The organism is Labrenzia sp. OB1 (assembly GCF_001624695.1).
Taxonomy (GTDB): Bacteria; Pseudomonadota; Alphaproteobacteria; order Rhizobiales; family Stappiaceae; genus Roseibium.
The window spans coordinates 1-16,449 of record NZ_JSEP01000022.1 but is presented as its reverse complement, the minus strand read 5'-3'; the positions used below and the strand labels follow the sequence as shown (position 1 = coordinate 16,449).

The window sequence follows — 16,449 nt, the reverse complement described above, 5'->3', positions numbered from 1 at the left end:
ATAAAAACGGCCGCCGATCAGATCGGCGGCCGATTTCTAACCTGTTTGACCGCTTTTTAGAAGCGCGTGCCACCACTCAAGCGGAATACCTGGGTCTTGTCGGTATCTTCCTTGACGATGGGATAGGCGAAGTCGGCTCGCAGCGGTCCAAAAGGCGAATTCCAGCGGATACCGGCACCCACGGATGCACGCAGTGCAAAGTCGTTGGAGTCAATCCGTCCGCCGTTGTCGTCCACAAGGCTCACGAGGTTGCTGTCAGCATCCCACAGAGAACCTGCATCGGCAAACACCGCACCGCTAAGGCCCAATTCCTTCGGAATGATCGGGAACGGGAATTGGGTTTCGGCAGTCGCCGCCACATAGAACCGGCCGCCGATCGCGTCTTCGGTCTCCGCATCCCGAGGACCGATGCCCTGGTTTTCGAAACCGCGAATGAGATTGCCGCCAAGCATGAACTGCTCCGACACCCGCAGCCGCTCGTCACCAAGAGCCATGATGTTACCGCCACGGACGGACAGGCTTCCGACGAGACCGTAGTCTGCGAGTATTTCCTTGTACGCCCGAGCTTCGGCTTCGGTCTTGATGAAGAAGCTGTCACCGCCAAGGCCCGCGAACTGCTGACCGAAAGAGGCGTAGAAGCCGTCTGTCGGATCAAGGTTGCGGTCCAGAGTGTTGTAACGGAACTCGTATCCGACCAGCGAGGTCAGATAAGTGCCGAGAGAGTCACACACCGCAAGGGACAGGTTGGCCGTGTCGCAGTTGTTGATGTTGGTCGATTCGTTGTCCGGATCGGAGTTCTTCTCCTGGAAGATATTGTAGAAGAGCCGAACCGTCAGTTCTTCTTCCCGGAGCGGCAACGTGAAGCCGAAACCGCCACCCGTCTTTTCCTGATCGAAGGACCGGTAATCGTTGGCATCGTCGACCTTGCGATAAAGATCGAGATCAAGCGCGACGCGGCGGCCCATGAAGAACGGCTCGATAAACCGGAACTCGTAAGACTGCGTGTCGGCACCACCACCAACTGCGAGCTTCACGAACTGGCCACGGCCGAGGAAGTTCCTCTCGGTCAGTGAAATGTCACCGATGACGCCATCGACCGTCGAATAGCCCACACCGAAGGAAATCTCACCGGTCGCTTTTTCCTCGACGCGAACATTGACGACCACACGGTCGGGCGCACTGCCCTGCTGCGTGGTGATCGAAACGCGCTCGAAGAAACCGAGATTGCGCAGGCGACGCTCGGCCTTGTCGACCAGAGCCCGATTGAACGCATCCCCTTCGGCGATATCGAATTCCCGGCGGATGACGTATTCGCGAGTCCTGTCGTTACCGATGATGTTGATCCGCTCGATGTAGGCCCGCGGACCTTCCTCGATATAGTAGATCAGCGAGATCTTGTTGTTTTCGTAATCGCGAGCCGCACGCGGACGAACCCGTGCGAAGGCATAGCCCTCTTCGGAGACGCGCAGCGTGATGTCTTCGACGGTCTGCTCGACCCGCAGGGAGTTGAAGGTCTGGCCGCTGCGGGTACGGATCAGGCGACGCAGCTCTTCCGGATCGACATCGGCAATCGTGGACACGATCTCGACATCGCCGACTTCATACTTCTCGCCCTCATCGACGTTGAAAGTGACGTAGAAGATGTTCTGCTCACGATCGAGATCCGCACTCACGGACACGATACGGAAGTCGGCATAACCCTTCTTGTTGTAATACTGGCGCAGCAGTTCCTCGTCGGCGGCAAGCCGGTCCGGATCGTAGGTATCGGTGCTGCGAAGCCAGCTCAGCAGGCCACTTTCACGCGTACGAATGACGTCGCGCAGGCGGCCGTCACTGAAGGCTGAATTGCCGATGAAGCTGATGCGCTCGACACCGGTCTTTGCACCTTCGTTGATTTCGAACACCAGATCGACGCGATTCTGTCCGCGATCGATGATCTGCGGCTCGACGGACGCGCCGTAGCGGCCGGAGCGGCGATAGGATTCCAGAATGTTCTGAACGTCGGCCTGCACCTTGGCGCGCGACAACATCGAACGCGGCTGCGACCGGACGGCTGTTTCCAGCGCCCCATCCTTGATCTTCTTGTTTCCTTCGAAGGAAACACGGTTGATTATCGGGTTTTCCGTGACCGTTACGATAACGGTGCTGCCACTCGGGGTGATATCGACAGTGGCGAACAGACCCGTTGCATAAAGCGCCTTCAGCGACTCATCGACATCGAAGGCGCTGTAGGAACGCCCCGGAACGATGGTCAAGTAGCTGACGACTGTTTCATCCTCGACCCGCGTGTTGCCGCGCACCTGAATGCTTCTGGCAACGGCCGCTTGCGCCTCCGTCACAAAGGACGGAATACCGATGGTCTGAGGCAGAGCCGCCCCGATTGAAAATACGGCCGCAACTAACAATACGGCTCGTGTAAACTTCTGCAATCGCTGCATTATTGCGCTATGCCTTTGTTTTTAAATACCCCTCCCGGAACCCGCACTCACCCTGGCAGATTCTCGGAACCGATGATCGTTTTATAGGATTTTACCGATAACGCAACTGCACTTGGCGGGTGAAAGCGATTTAGTCAGAAGACGTTGCGTCAATGTCACGGCTTGTGGACCGGCATCGCTTCACCCTGCGGCGCATTGCCCTAGGAACTGGGGCCTACCAGCCTCATTATGTCCTTCCATGTGACGAAGACCATCAACATCAGCACAAGCCCCAACCCGATACGGAATCCCACGTCCTGAACCCTCTCGCTCAAGGGTTTGCCGCGCAGCGCCTCGGCCGCGAAATAGAGCAGATGCCCGCCATCGAGCATCGGCACAGGAGCCAGGTTGATCAGGCCGATGCTCACCGAAAGGACCGCGGTAAGGGAAATCAGCGGCAGAAAGCCGAGATCGGCGACCTGACCGGAGATCTGCGCAACACGAATCGGACCGCCGAGCTGATCTGCGGACTGGCGCTGGGTGATCACGCCCCAGACGTAATTGACCGTCCCCTCCATGATCCGCCATGTTTCCAGGGCACCTTCGTTGACCGCGCCGAGCGGCCCGTATTTGATGCGCACCAGATACTGGGGATCGCTGGAACCACGCAGGCCGATATCTCCGGCCATCTGACGCTCGCCGAGAAAAACTTCCTTTTCACGGGAATCGGGTGTCACGGTCAGGTCGACAAGCTTTCCGTCACGCTCGACTTCGAAGACTAGCGGCGTATTGGCATTCATCAGGACCACCTGACGCAATTCACCGAAGGTGTGAATTTCGCGTCCGTCGATTTCCCTGACGATATCGCCGGCCTGAATACCGCCGCGTTCGGCGGCCCGGCCCGCAAAGACCTCTTCGACGACCGGCTCAAGACCCTGCTTGCCCATCAGCATGAAGAGCGTCGCGAAAATCACGATTGCCAGAATGAAATTGGCCAGCGGCCCCGCGGCGACGACGGCCGCCCTCTGCCATACAGGCTTGGCGATGAAGGCGGTCTTGCGGTCTTCTTCGCTCATTTGCGCGATCAGTTCACGGCTCGGCACGCTGGCGGCGTTCTCGTCCCCGGCAAACTTCACGTAGCCGCCAAGCGGAATCATGCAGAGTTTCCAGCGTGTGCCCTGCCTGTCGGTCCTGCCGATGATCTCGCGGCCGAATCCGACCGCGAAGGCATCTACCTTGACGTTGCACCACCGGGCGACGGCGAAATGTCCGAGTTCATGGAAAAACACCACGATCGTCAGCACGAACAGAAAGGGAATGATGGTTCCGACGATCAGGGAATACGCGGAAATAAAAAGGTCCATAAATGGCGTCCGATCCTGCACAGCTTGGATGATTTCGAGCCACTGTACTAAAAGGAAAATTACGGCGTGTTAATGGTCCGGCATGAAAAATTAAAAGACGCGGGACCGTTCTCTATCTGGAAGCAATCCATTCGCGGGTTTTTTGCCGGGCTTCCGTATCGAGCGCCAGAACGTCCTCAATCCGGGCACACGCTGCCAGGCGCCCCTCCCCCGTCATCCGTTCAAGAACGGCTTCAATGGCGGCGGGTATATCCGGGAAGCGGATCTTGCCATTCAAAAAGGCCTCCACAGCGATTTCATCAGCAGCGTTCAGCGCAGCGGGAGCCGCCCCACCTGCCTTCATCGCGCCGATGGCAAGCCCCAGCGCGGGAAACCGCTCCGGATCGGCCGCTTCGAAGGTCAGTGTTCCGAGCTCCGCCAGATCAAGCCTTCTGACAGGTACGGCCATCCGGCGGGGATAAGCCAGGCAATGGGCGATGGGCGTGCGCATGTCCGGGCTGCCGAGCTGCGCGAGCAGCGAGCCGTCGCTGTACTGGACAAGGCCGTGAACGGCGGACTGCGGATGCACCAGTACATCCAGTTGATCGTGGCGCACCGGAAACAGATGCGAGGCCTCGATAACCTCCAGCCCCTTGTTCATCATCGTCGCGCTGTCGATGGTGATCCGTGCACCCATGTCCCAGTTCGGGTGTTTCAACGCCTGCTCCGGCGTCACCCCTGCTATCTCGGCACTGGAGAACGTCCGGAACGGCCCGCCCGACGCGGTCAGGATGACTTTTTCAACCTGATCTGCTCTCTCGGATTCGAAGACTTGGAAAATGGCGTTGTGCTCACTGTCCACCGGCAGCAATTCGGCGCCGCTCCGGCGGATCTTTTCCATGAAAAGGTCGCCCGCACACACCAGGCACTCCTTGTTGGCAAGGGCGATCCTGCGGCCCGGCTTTATCGCCGCCATGGTGGGGGCAAGACCTGCCGCGCCAACAATTGCACCGACCACAATGTCTGCCTCACGCTCGACCGCCTCAAGAACCGCCGCATCTCCAGCGGACACAGCAATGCCGGTCCCTTCAAGGCGGCCGGCGAGATCCTCATAACAGGATGCGTCCGCCAGAACGGCCGACGAGGCCCTCAGCGTTTTCGCCATCGCCGCCAGGGATCTTGCGTCGCGGTTCGCCACAAGAGAAACCACGTCGAACCGTTCAGGCGAGCGCTCGATCAGATCCGCCAGGCTCTGGCCGATAGAGCCGGTCGCGCCAAGCACGGTGATCCGTATCGGCGCAGTTTCGTCGATGAAAGCGGTTCCCGCCGCCATGGTCGCAACTCCAGACTTAATGCAGACCCAGACCCGCGATCGGATCGCCAAGCGTGCCTCCGGCGATCACGCCGATCAGAACGGCGAAAATAGCCGCGGCGACAAGACCGTCGATACGGTCCATGATTCCCCCGTGGCCGGGAATGAGACGGCTGGAATCCTTGACGTCGAACCTGCGCTTGACCGCCGATTCCAAAAGATCGCCCGCTTGAGAAACGATTGAAAGCGCTGCCGCCAGCAAGGCCCAGATCCACAGATTCCGGTTCGCGTCCCCCAGCCCGGCTTCTGGCTTGGCCTCAGGACCGGCCCAGGCCCCTGCGACAACAACCACGCCGACACCGAATGCCGCCGCCAGCATCAGCCCGCCGACAGCGCCCGACCAGGTTTTCTTCGGCGAAACCCGGGCCCAGAGTTTCGGGCCACCAAGCGCCCGGCCGGTGAAATAGGCAAAGATGTCGGTCGCCCAGACCACGAACAGCAGGAAGAAGGTGAACAGCAGTCCGCCGGTTCCCTCCCTGATCGCCAGAAGGGCAAAGAGCGCGCATCCGCTGTAAAGGATGCCCTCGGCGCTCCATCTCCCGGCCCGGGAAAATCTGCCGAGACCGAAGGCGGCAAACGCCGCCACCAGTATCGCCGCGAGGCCGATCTCCGCATGGCCCGTGACATGACAAAGCGCAAGGACGACGAGCGCCCCCTGACCGACAAGTGCCAAGGGCGAAATCTGGCGCGTTCCGGTGATCGAGAACCATTCCCACAGGAAAAGCACCGCGGCTGTCAGCACCAGCGCGGCGTAGGGCAATCCGCCAAGCCAGGCGATGAGCAGAACCAAGGGCCCGAGAATGACCGCCGAGGCAAACCTCAGGCCGAGATCCGAGAGTTTTTTCGAAGGGGGGTGGGGATCTGCCATCACGCGGGAAAAACGCTACAACGCTTTGGCATCAAGACCGCCATACCGGCGCTGCCGGTTGCCGAAACAGATCAGGGCCTCATCAAACGCCGCCTCGTCGAAATCCGGCCAGTGTTTGTCGCAGAAATAGAATTCCGAATAGGCCGCCTGCCACAGAAGAAAATTGGAAAGCCGCATCTCGCCGCTGGTGCGGATGATGAGGTCCGGATCGGGCAACCCGCCGGTGTCGAGAGCTTCGGAAAAAGCGGCCTCGGAAATGTCTTCCGGCTGCAGTTCACCGGAAGCAACCTTTTGAGCCAGCGTTTTCGCCGCGCGGACGATTTCCGTGCGTGCCCCGTAATTGAAGGCCACCACGAGGTTCAGTCCGGTGTTGTTCCGGGTCAGGTCCTCGGCCTCCTGCAGCAGCGCGGCGATGCCAGGCTCCAGTTCGCAGCGGCTGCCGATGATCCGGATGCGCACATTTGCCTCGTGCAGCTCGCTCAGATCGCGTTGCACGAAACGCCGCAGCAGGCCCATGAGAAAGGAAACCTCGGTTTCCGGCCGGCTCCAGTTCTCGGAGGAAAAACTGTAGATGGTGATCACCTCGATGCCGCGCTTTCCGGCATGCCGGATCACCCGGCGCAGGGTTTCCAGCCCATGGCGGTGCCCCTCCGTCCGCGGCAGGCCGCGCGCGGTCGCCCATCGCCCGTTGCCATCCATGATGAAGGCAACGTGGTGTGGCGGTTTCGCGCTGCCACCTTCCGCGGCAGATACATGCGGGCTCCGGTCCGGGCTGACGCTCATGAGGCTCCCCTGTTCACAGGTCCGGGTCCGATCAGACCTGGGAAATTTCCTGCTCTTTTTTCTCCAGCATGCTGTCCACCTCACCGATCATCTGATCGGTCAGCTTCTGCACTTCATCGGATGCGACACGGCTGTCGTCCTGGGAGATGTCACCGTCTTTTTCGGCTTTTTTCGCTGTATCCATGCCATCGCGGCGGACATGACGGATCGCGACCCGCGCCTGTTCGGCGTATTTGTGGGCAACCTTGATCAGCTCCTGGCGGCGTTCCTGATTGAGCTCGGGAATCGGCAGGCGCAGCAACTGGCCGTCGACAACCGGGTTGAGACCGAGATTCGATTCCCGGATCGCCCTCTCGACGGCGGCAACCATGGTCTTGTCCCAGACCTGGATCGCGACCATGCGCGGCTCCGGCACGGACACGGTGCCGACCTGGCTGATCGGCATGGATTGGCCATAGGCCTGAACGGAGACGGGATCCAGCATGGATGCGGACGCACGCCCTGTCCGAAGGCCTGAAAAATCGGTCTTCAGCGAAGCGAGAGCCCCTTGCATCCGGCGCTTCAAGTCGTCCAGATCGACACCTACTACCGACATTTTATCCTCACTCTTGTTTTTGACCGGGCTAGATAGAGTCCCGGCGCGGGCCAACATGGCATAAACGTGCCGAAACACAAGTGCTTGTGCCCGGTCTGTTGACAATTTGGCACCTGATACGCAGAGGAGCCAACCCCTGCGGCGCAAGGACCGGTGCGGTGACGTCTCAGGCTGGAAATCACGAGCACCGCCCGTGACTTCACGCCCGGCAGAACATCACACCAATACTCGAATTTGCGACTACAGGGCCCTCACTGGAGCCGGAAACTGCCGGAACTAGCCGCCGACGACCGTATAGGTGCCGGTCTCCTGCAGAACGCTGACGAGCGCGCCCGGAGTATGGATGGAAAAGACGATAACCGGAATGGAGTTGTCGCGCGCCAGCGCGATGGCGGTGGTGTCCATCACCTTGAGATTGCGGCTGATGATCTCTTCATAGTCGAGACTGTCGTAGCGCTCCGCGTCCGGATTGACCTTCGGATCGTCGGAATAAACGCCGTCCACCTGGGTGCCTTTCAGGAAGGCATCGCACTTCATCTCGGCGGCACGCAGCGCGGCGCCGCTGTCGGTGGTGAAGAATGGATTGCCCGTGCCTCCGGCGAAGACGATCACATCGCCGTCTTCCATGTAGCGGTCCGCGACACGCTGGGAAAAGGTCTCGCAAATGGACGGGACAGCAACCGCGGACAGAACGCGGGCATTGACTTTCAGACGGCGCAAGGCATCGGCGAGCGTGAGGCTGTTCATGATGGTGGCCAGCATGCCCATATGGTCGCCGGTGACCCGGTTGCCACCCTTGGCGGCCACGGCCACGCCGCGGAAGATGTTGCCGCCGCCCACAACGACGCCGACCTGGGCGCCAAGCGCCACCGCGTCGGCAATCTCCTTGGCGATCCTCTGAACGATGGCAGGGTCGATCCCGAAAGCCTGCGATCCCATCAGGGCCTCGCCGGAAAGTTTCAGGAGGATACGTTTCCATCGCAAGGAATTCGTCACGGCTGCGCCCTTCGTGAAAGTCTTTGTCCAGATCGGCTTTCAGACCTCCAACCGCAACCGGTTGAAGGTCTGAAAGCGGATCGCCTCAAATTTGTCGCGGCATTCCCTCTGCGTTCGTGCGCATGCGGAATGCCTCAAAAAAAAGCGCCGGACTGACCGGCGCTTTTTCTGGAACTTACTGCCCGGAGGCTGCCGCCACTTCGGCGGCGAAGTCTTGCTCTCCCTTCTCGATCCCCTCGCCGAGTGCGAAGCGGACAAAACCGGTAAGCTTGACCTCGGTCCCGAGATCCTTTGCCAAAGCCTCGACGGCCTGCTCGACCGTCTGGTCCGGATTGATGACGAACGCCTGTTTCACGAGGGTAACTTCCTCGTAGAATTTGCGCAAACGCCCTTCCACCATTTTTTCAATGATGTTTTCCGGCTTGCCTGACTCACGAGCCTGCTCCGAGAAGACCGACTTTTCACGCTCGACCACAGTCGGGTCCAGCGCTTCGGTGTTCAACGCCAGCGGGCTGGTCGCGGCCACGTGCATGGCGATCTGGCGGCCGAGCGCGTTGAGCTTTTCCTTGTCGCCGGAAGATTCCAGCGCGACAAGCACGCCGATCTTGCCCAGGCCATCGGCTACGGCGCCGTGGACATAGGTGGCAACAACACCCTCGCCGGCCGAAAGGGCGGCGGTTCGGCGCAGGCTCATGTTCTCGCCGATAGTGGCGATCGCTTCGGTGATCGTGTCGGAAACCGACTTGCCACCGATTTCGGCGGCGGACACGGCTTCAACGGACCCATCGGTCGTCACAGCAACCTGGGCGACCTTGGAAACCAGTTCCTGGAAGCCTTCGTTGCGGGAGACAAAGTCGGTTTCGGAGTTCAGCTCGATCACGGCAGCCTTGCTGCCGTCCGTGGCGACGCCGACAAGACCTTCAGCGGCCAGACGGCCTGCCTTCTTTGCTGCCTTGGCCAGCCCCTTGGTGCGCAGCCAGTCGATAGCCGCTTCCATGTCACCGTCGGTTTCTTTAAGGGCGGTCTTGCAGTCCATCATGCCAGCGCCGGATTTCTCGCGGAGCTCTTTTACCATCGCGGCGGTAATGCTCATCGATTGCCTCGTGCATGGGGGTTTCGGGTGAGACACGGTTTAGCCGATGGCTCTCCGCGTCTTTATGACGGGGCTGCAACAAAGTGCAGCCCGCCTTGCGAATTCAACATGTTTCTGCCGCAGCAGGACTGCGGCAGAGCTGTTATCAGGCGGCCGGTGCGGCCTTGTCTGCTTCCGGTTCTGCTTCTGCAGCAGCCGGTGGAGCCGCTTCAGCGGCAGGCTCGGCCGGGGCTTCTTCGGCAGCAGGTGCTGCTTCAGCGACCGGCTCGGCCAGAGCTTCCTCGACCGGCGCTTCTTCCGACGCACCGACATCCATGCCGGATGCACCCTGGGCGCGGGAAATCCCGTCAATGGCGGCGCGGGCAATCAGATCGCAGTAAAGCGAAAGCGCGCGGCCGGCATCGTCGTTGCCCGGCACCGGATAGGTGATGCCATCCGGGTTGCAGTTCGAATCGAGGATCGCGGCGACCGGAATGCCCAGACGGCGAGCTTCCTGAATGGCGATGGCTTCACGGTTGGTGTCGATCACGAAGATCAGGTCCGGGATACCGCCCATGTCCTTGATGCCGCCCAGGTTCCGCTCGAGCTTTTCGCGCTCGCGGTCCATGAACAGGCGCTCTTTCTTGGTCAGAGCGTTTGCGGCGTCGGAGGACAAGGTCTCTTCCAGCTTGCGCAGGCGCTGAATGGACTGGGAAATGGTTTTCCAGTTGGTCAGCATGCCGCCGAGCCAGCGGGCGTTGACGAAATACTGCGCGGAGTTGCGTGCAGAAGTCGCCACAGCTTCCTGTGCCTGACGCTTGGTGCCGACAATCAGAACGCGGCCACCACCGGCAACTGTATCTGAAACGGCCTTCAGTGCCTGATGCAACAGCGGAACGGTCTGGGACAGGTCCATGATGTGAACATCGTTGCGTACACCAAAGATGTACGAACCCATGCGCGGGTTCCAACGGTGTTTCTGGTGACCAAAGTGCACGCCAGCTTCCAGAAGCTGACGCATGGTAAAATCGGGCAATGCCATTGGGCTTGCTCTCCTGGTTTTCCGGTTTGACCTCCGCAAGAGGATTGTGGGCCGAAGGATCTCTCCCATCGGCCACCGGATGGACCCCGATAAAGCTCAGGCTCCGCCCCTTGCGTGTGGAATGCGCGCCTTATAGTTGGCGGCGGATTTTATTTCAAGCGCAAAAGAGGGGGTTTGTCCGGGGATGGAGGGAATAGCGGGGTGGAGGCGGACATCTGGTCAAATAAGGCCGGTTTTTTCCGAACAATCAACGTGGAAGTGGTGGTGGAGCGCATTTTCAGGAAGAGTGGGAAGCGCGAATTCGCTGCTTTGAAAAGCAGTGGACGAGCTGGAAACAATGATGGTCGTCAGGTAATCTTGTGACATGGACATTCCTGACCTTCCGCCAGATCTGACATTTCCCAAGCTCAGAACCATCCCGGACGATATAGATTTTGCTTTCGAGGCCAAACGCGCGGCGATGGGACCGCACATCGTTCAGCGCTGGGGATGGGACGAAGAGTTTCAGCGTGACTTGCACCTTCAACGGTACCAGGAGAAACCCTTCTTTGAGATCAGGAAAGCGGAACATCGGCTTGGGACAGTGTCTTTCCAGGTTTTTCCCGATCATGTCCGGCTTGGTGAGTTCTATCTGTTCCCTGATTTCCAGAAAAAAGGAATAGGCTCGAGAGTGCTCGAACACTGTCTCCTGCTTGCGGACAAGCTGGTTCTTCCGGTGAGGCTGGAATACTTGCACTGGAATCCTGTGGGATCGCTTTACCGGCACCACGGTTTCGTGGAGATCGGTCAATCGGATATTCACTGCTTCATGGAGCGATCCTTGCGCGAACGAACGCCGTAAGAAGGCTTAGGTGTAGAATCCAAAAAGGTTATTCGCTTGCATTGAAGATCTTAGAGCCTGATTTAGAAGTAGTTGAGTGATATCAACGGGTTGTGATTCAACCGTCTTTGTCGAGAAGATGGAGGATCGAATGCCCTGGAATGATATCACTCGCCGGCAAAATAACCGGGACCATCTGCGTTATCCAACTGATTTGACTGACCGGGATTGGGCGATTTTGGCGCCGCTGATCCCTCCCACCAAATCCGGCGGTCGGCCGCACAGGACCGACATGCGAGAGGTGGTGAACGCGATCCTTTATATCGCGAGCAGCGGCTGTCAGTGGCGGGCACTGCCGAAAGACTTTCCCCCGGCCTCCACTGTGCGGGGCAATTTCTATTCCTGGTGCGATACCGGCCTTTGGCAGACGATCAACTACATCCTTGTCGTAGCCACGCGGGAATTGGAAAGACGTGAGGCCTCTCCCTCTGCCGGTGTCATCGACAGTCAATCGGTCAAAACCACGGAAAGCGGTGGGACCTCTGGCCATGACGCCCCCTCTCAGCGATGCTTCGCATCGCCTGCCGGGCAACGGGCAAGAAGATCAAGGGACGCAAGCGCCATATCATCACTGACACGCTCGGCCTGACGCTGTTCGTGCTGGTTCATGCCGCCGACATCCAGGACCGGGACGGTGCGCCCGCTCTCCTCAAGACCATCCGGCACCGCTTTCCCTGGCTACGCCATGTCTTCGCCGACTGCGGCTACCCAGGCGACAAGCTCCGTTCCGCATTGATCGGCTGCGGTACGTGGACCATCGAGATCATCAAGCGTTCAGATGCTGCCAAAGGCCTCCATGTCCTACCCCGTCGATGGGGGGGGCGAACGCACGTTCGGATGGTTCCTACGATGCCGCAGGCTGGCACAAAGACTGGGGGAAATTCGTCGAAAGCTCCACCGCATGGGTCACCATTGCCAACATCAGGGTCATGACACGCACGCTCGCAACCTATTGTGTCATCTCATGAACTTTTGAATCGGACTCTTAAATTTGACCATCATTTTAAACAAAATCCGGATTCATACTTTAGAAAACGAATAATTTACATTATAATAAATTAGTTATTGATTTCTTACATCATTGTTAACATAAAAATTTTTCTGAAAGGCTCTAAAATGTCTGCAGAAAACACATTAATATTCAAGTCGGTTGCATATTCCGGAGGTGTCATACTCGGGGGATGGGGCCTCATAGAAATATTTTTGCGCGTTGATCCATTCTACGCGTTGTTTCTGCGGGACCTCGACTCTCTCGGATGGATTGTTGCGGGTGTAGCTTCCACCCTTTTTGCCTTGCATCTGTTCCCCGGACCATTGAAGCTGGAGGGCGACCCGACGCGACGGCGACGACTGGGTTTTGCGGTCGTCGGCGGGCTCGTATGTCTTCTGGCCTCTTGGGGAGCGGGCACGATTTGGTCTGGCATCTGGATGGTGGCGCACGCCAACCTGGGCGGTGCAGTTCTTTTCCAGGGCACATATTTTCTGACCGGCATTCTTCTGGCTCTCGCAATTGCATGCTGGGCATGTCCTGCGGTTCCGGAACCCACAGAGACTGAGCCAGCGAATATTTGGCCGCATTGGCTGGGTATACCGGTCATCTTCGCAACGGCAGTCGTCGCAATCATGCTTCTGCTAGTTTCCAATGGCCGTGTGAGTTCGCTGATGGAAGGAGATATAGCGCAAGAGGAATTACGGCGGGGTGGACTGGAATTCTCAATGACTTCGCTGCAAGAGGCGCTCTACCTTATCTCGCCTCGATCGGTGGAACTTTTTCGCAAAGCAAACGTAAATGACGGGGATATTCTAGGCGCATTGAGCGCACCAACCAGTTTCACTGGAGAGGAGCCTCTAATTACCTCGATTCTCTCGCGAATAGATGGCGGTAACGATCTCATTTGCAACAAGGAAACGCTTGGGAGCAGCGATGCGGCGAAATGCAATCGCATCGATGCGTTTATTCGCCTGTTTCGCACTGCGCCGGAACCCAGATGGTTCAGGCAAATCTTCCGGGACAAAAACGACGTTGCGTCCTTGTGTTTTTCTAAGACTGAAGAGAGCCGTGCCCGCGCACGGGCTACCGCCAATGAAGTAGTGTCAGGTTTAGACAGCGCAACCGAACGATCGCTCTGCGAGCGTATTAGCGATGAAATTTCTGTCAAACCTTCCGATGGAGCACCACCGCGACCGATTGTGAGCTACGCAGTTTCTGGCGGCCACACAAACGTGGCGCAATGTATCTTGTCACTTTGCAACCACCCGGGCACAGACATTGAAATCCGCCCAGCGAGCAACGATCCCCAAATCGACACCACATTTGGACCATCGCAAAGTCATATCCGCTTTGCGATTGACCCCTATTGGGCTGTGGATCACATTCGCTCCTCGCCCAATTCTCCCTGGACGAGTGAGGAGGCAGATCAGTTTAAAAGGTTTCTTCGGGAAATCGTCAAAATTGAGAAGAGCCGTAATTTACTGCAAGAGACTTCAGAGAAACTTCTTCAGGAGACCTTAAATAATAAGAATATAAACAATTTGCCAAAAGAGATCGCAGCTGAAAAGTTGAGCCCTATTGAGGCTCAGACAAGACCATCGCAAAACGTATTTGTCGAACATGATGGGGATCGATGCAATACCCGCCGCTTCGAACTTCTGGAGATCAATGAAGGTAAACTCCATGACAATACGACTTTTTCCAACGTTTATCTGCGTTTTGATTCAGACGGCGAGGTGATCCGAGGAAACTTGTTTAGGCACCGTGCGTCTCAAACGCGGCTGGTTTATGAGCGACAAGTTTCAGGTCAGGGAAATCGGCTCGCGGTTCTCGACAAGGTTGCCAACCAAAACACCTCTTCCCTACTAGTTGGTTTAGACACATCTATTTTGCTTGGAACAAGAACGGCGAATAACCCCAACGCAAACGGCGTGTTTATTCTCAAGAATGAGTCGGTGCAGGATTTTTCGGTTGGCGAGGCGCCTGTTCAAACGAACCGGAGGTTAAAACTTGAATTAACGGGACAGATCGTCCTGACCGGACACCCGGAAAACGACCTCTGCATTGAGCTACTGAATGAAGCAGAAAACAGAATCGCTAGCTTCTTCATTCCGAGGGCGCCCAATTTTTCAGTAGAAACGCCGATATTGAAAGCTGGTACTTATGACCTTCGCGTAACGGCATTGAAAAAAGATACTTCTACGCGGGCGACGGATATCAAAGTTAGTGTTCGCTCGTCGCTTTTCTGTAGCAAGACGCAGCCGAACATGGTCTCGCTATTTCAAAGCCTCCCGGATACCCAGGTCGAATTGGCGCCCTTTCGAGCTGAGGAAATTGAGGGGGACCGGTTGTATTGTCCCTTTCGCACGACAAGCTACTCTCAGTTGACAATAGAAGCGGCCACACAAGTGGATGCCGCAATTCGTTTGGTCGAAAGCCAAACGGGAACCCAACAAGTCAACAATGTAGACATCGTCGATTGGGTAGACAATTCGTCAGCTCTTGATGAAGACGACTTTTCACGAGAATTCGCCACAGCCATTCTCTTTCCCGAAAGAAACTATGTTCTCGAAGTAAAACCTTACAAAGACGGCGAGTTGGAATCTACCAGAGTGGCAATCAGCTTCACCCAAGGACCGCAAGTGTCACAGGCACAGATGCGTGCCGCCGTCGAAGGTGCGCAGAAAATAAATTCGAACACCAGCTCCGTCTTGACACTTGTTGATCCTGCGGTCGGTGCCGTGAGAAGCGACGATGCTGGCTTGTTCGAGGTCAATAGCGAGGGAGACGTGAAGATCTACAAACTTGATGTCTCAAGTGGCTCATCATTTGCGGACGGTTCCGCGCTACAGACGTTCGAAACTGAAACAATGGCGAGTCTCAATCCCGATGTAGTTCTCATCGGATTGGCGACGTCGCAAACCGGTGGTAGTGTGGCGGTGGACCCACTCGCCTCACGCCCGTTTCCCTTAGAAGAAACGGTTGATTTTCCACTTTTGCAGGGCGTCAGCTCGGATATGCATCTTGTTGAACCCTCCTCGGATGGCCGGCTTGAAGTAACGCTAGCGCCGACAGATGCCGATTTGGACCTGACCCTTCGATCGGAGACAGGAACAATAATTGATGCAAGTGAAAACACCGGAACGCAGGTGGATACAGTCTATATCGACGCCGAAAAAGGGAAGGCTTTCGTAGTCGAAGTAAGCTCCTTGGGCGACGATTCCGCTTACCAACTTCATGCAGCGGGATGGGAGTGGCACCTACGGGATGCCATGCCGCTCAATGAGACAACCAATTATAGGCATGAACCGCTAGGCAATGGCGAGTCGAAGCGCTTCCGCTATACGGCGAGCCAGACCGGTAGTCTTAAGGTTTCGTTGCGGCCGACAACCGGCGACCTTGATCTGGTAGTTCTTACCGAAGACTGGGCAGATCAACTCAGTAGCGAAAACGAGGGTACCGAAACTGATGAAGTCAGTCTTCAAGTTGCTACTGATGATGAGTTACTCATCCAAGTGGATGCATTAGCGGAATCCGCCTTTATGTTGAGTGCAACATATCAATAAACAAGTACAAGCCATATAGCTGTCTTGTAGAGCAGGTATCTAGTTTCCCCATCACTTGACTGCGCCGTCATGGTACAAACCCGTGAGATTGATACATAGCGTTTAAAACATCCGTTGCAACTGGTGGGGCCGCATTTGCCTGCATTTCGGTCATCGGATGCGCCCCTTAAGCCAGAAACGGCGGACTGGAACAAGCATAGTCAGCTCAAAGTTCCTTTAGCAGGGGTTATACCAAGCGACGAATTTGACGACTCTTTTGGATTCCCAAAGTTTCGCGAATATGATTCCTGATGGGGAACATGAGGAGTTTGCCATGTCCGCCCCTATCCGTCTTCGAGATGACTTTGATGCTCCAACCCTTCGTCATCTAGCCCGTGGCTCGGTGAATGCCGATCAAACACGGCGCCTTTTGGCGCTTGCAGTGATCTATGACGGCGGCTTGCGCAGCGATGCGGGTGCGGTCGGCGGCGTGACGGTCCAGGTGATCCGCGACTGGGTCTTGCGTTTCAATGCAAAAGGCCCCG

Annotated in this window: 12 protein-coding genes and 2 pseudogenes; 4 read left to right on the top strand and 10 right to left on the bottom strand. The window is 57.3% G+C overall.

Translation table 11 applies throughout. The annotated features are described in order from the left end of the window. Positions 1-56: 56 nt before the first annotated feature. The 10 genes from bamA to OA90_RS28685 form a co-directional block, all read right to left on the bottom strand. Positions 57-2,438, bottom strand: coding sequence for an outer membrane protein assembly factor BamA (gene bamA / locus OA90_RS22530; RefSeq protein WP_068417905.1), 2,382 nt, complete (start codon positions 2,436-2,438; stop codon positions 57-59). Between the two features lie 200 nt (positions 2,439-2,638). Continuing rightward, on the bottom strand, positions 2,639-3,781 hold the full coding sequence (rseP, locus tag OA90_RS22525; protein ID WP_068417902.1) for an RIP metalloprotease RseP: 1,143 nt from the start codon (positions 3,779-3,781) through the stop codon (positions 2,639-2,641). Between the two features lie 112 nt (positions 3,782-3,893). Further along, positions 3,894-5,093, bottom strand: a complete 1,200-nt coding sequence (locus OA90_RS22520; RefSeq protein ID WP_068417899.1) for a 1-deoxy-D-xylulose-5-phosphate reductoisomerase — start codon at positions 5,091-5,093, stop codon at positions 3,894-3,896. Between the two features lie 16 nt (positions 5,094-5,109). Beyond that, positions 5,110-6,000: a phosphatidate cytidylyltransferase gene (locus tag OA90_RS22515; RefSeq protein ID WP_068417895.1), complete on the bottom strand. Its 891-nt coding sequence runs from the start codon at positions 5,998-6,000 to the stop codon at positions 5,110-5,112. A 15-nt stretch (positions 6,001-6,015) separates the two neighbouring features. Further along, positions 6,016-6,783, bottom strand: coding sequence for an isoprenyl transferase (locus OA90_RS22510; protein ID WP_068417892.1), 768 nt, complete (start codon positions 6,781-6,783; stop codon positions 6,016-6,018). 31 nt (positions 6,784-6,814) lie between these two features. Next, positions 6,815-7,378 carry a ribosome recycling factor gene (gene frr / locus OA90_RS22505; RefSeq protein ID WP_068417889.1) on the bottom strand — a complete coding sequence of 188 codons (564 nt, stop codon included), beginning with the start codon at positions 7,376-7,378 and terminating at the stop codon, positions 6,815-6,817. Positions 7,379-7,654: 276 nt separating this feature from the next. Beyond that, positions 7,655-8,374 (bottom strand): UMP kinase, encoded by a 720-nt coding sequence (pyrH, locus tag OA90_RS22500; RefSeq protein WP_068417886.1) that lies wholly within the window; start codon positions 8,372-8,374, stop codon positions 7,655-7,657. A 175-nt stretch (positions 8,375-8,549) separates the two neighbouring features. Beyond that, positions 8,550-9,467: a translation elongation factor Ts gene (tsf, locus tag OA90_RS22495; protein ID WP_068417882.1), complete on the bottom strand. Its 918-nt coding sequence runs from the start codon at positions 9,465-9,467 to the stop codon at positions 8,550-8,552. A gap of 145 nt (positions 9,468-9,612) precedes the next feature. After that, positions 9,613-10,488 (bottom strand): 30S ribosomal protein S2, encoded by an 876-nt coding sequence (rpsB, locus tag OA90_RS22490; RefSeq protein WP_068417878.1) that lies wholly within the window; start codon positions 10,486-10,488, stop codon positions 9,613-9,615. Between the two features lie 219 nt (positions 10,489-10,707). Continuing rightward, on the bottom strand, positions 10,708-10,854 hold the full coding sequence (locus tag OA90_RS28685; protein WP_156510602.1) for a hypothetical protein: 147 nt from the start codon (positions 10,852-10,854) through the stop codon (positions 10,708-10,710). On the opposite strand from OA90_RS28685, the gene OA90_RS22480 reads away from it, so the two are divergent. The 4 genes and pseudogenes from OA90_RS22480 to OA90_RS28680 form a co-directional block, all read left to right on the top strand. Further along, the gene (locus OA90_RS22480) at positions 10,853-11,329 is read left to right on the top strand and encodes a GNAT family N-acetyltransferase (protein ID WP_068417872.1); all 477 of its coding nucleotides are present in this window, start codon (positions 10,853-10,855) and stop codon (positions 11,327-11,329) included. The genes OA90_RS28685 and OA90_RS22480 overlap by 2 nt on opposite strands. A 130-nt stretch (positions 11,330-11,459) precedes the next feature. Beyond that, positions 11,460-12,336, top strand: a pseudogene (locus OA90_RS22475) (IS5 family transposase). 148 nt (positions 12,337-12,484) lie between these two features. Next, positions 12,485-15,925: a hypothetical protein gene (locus OA90_RS22470; protein ID WP_068417868.1), complete on the top strand. Its 3,441-nt coding sequence runs from the start codon at positions 12,485-12,487 to the stop codon at positions 15,923-15,925. A gap of 313 nt (positions 15,926-16,238) precedes the next feature. After that, positions 16,239-16,449, top strand: a pseudogene (locus OA90_RS28680) (IS630 family transposase); the annotation flags it as partial.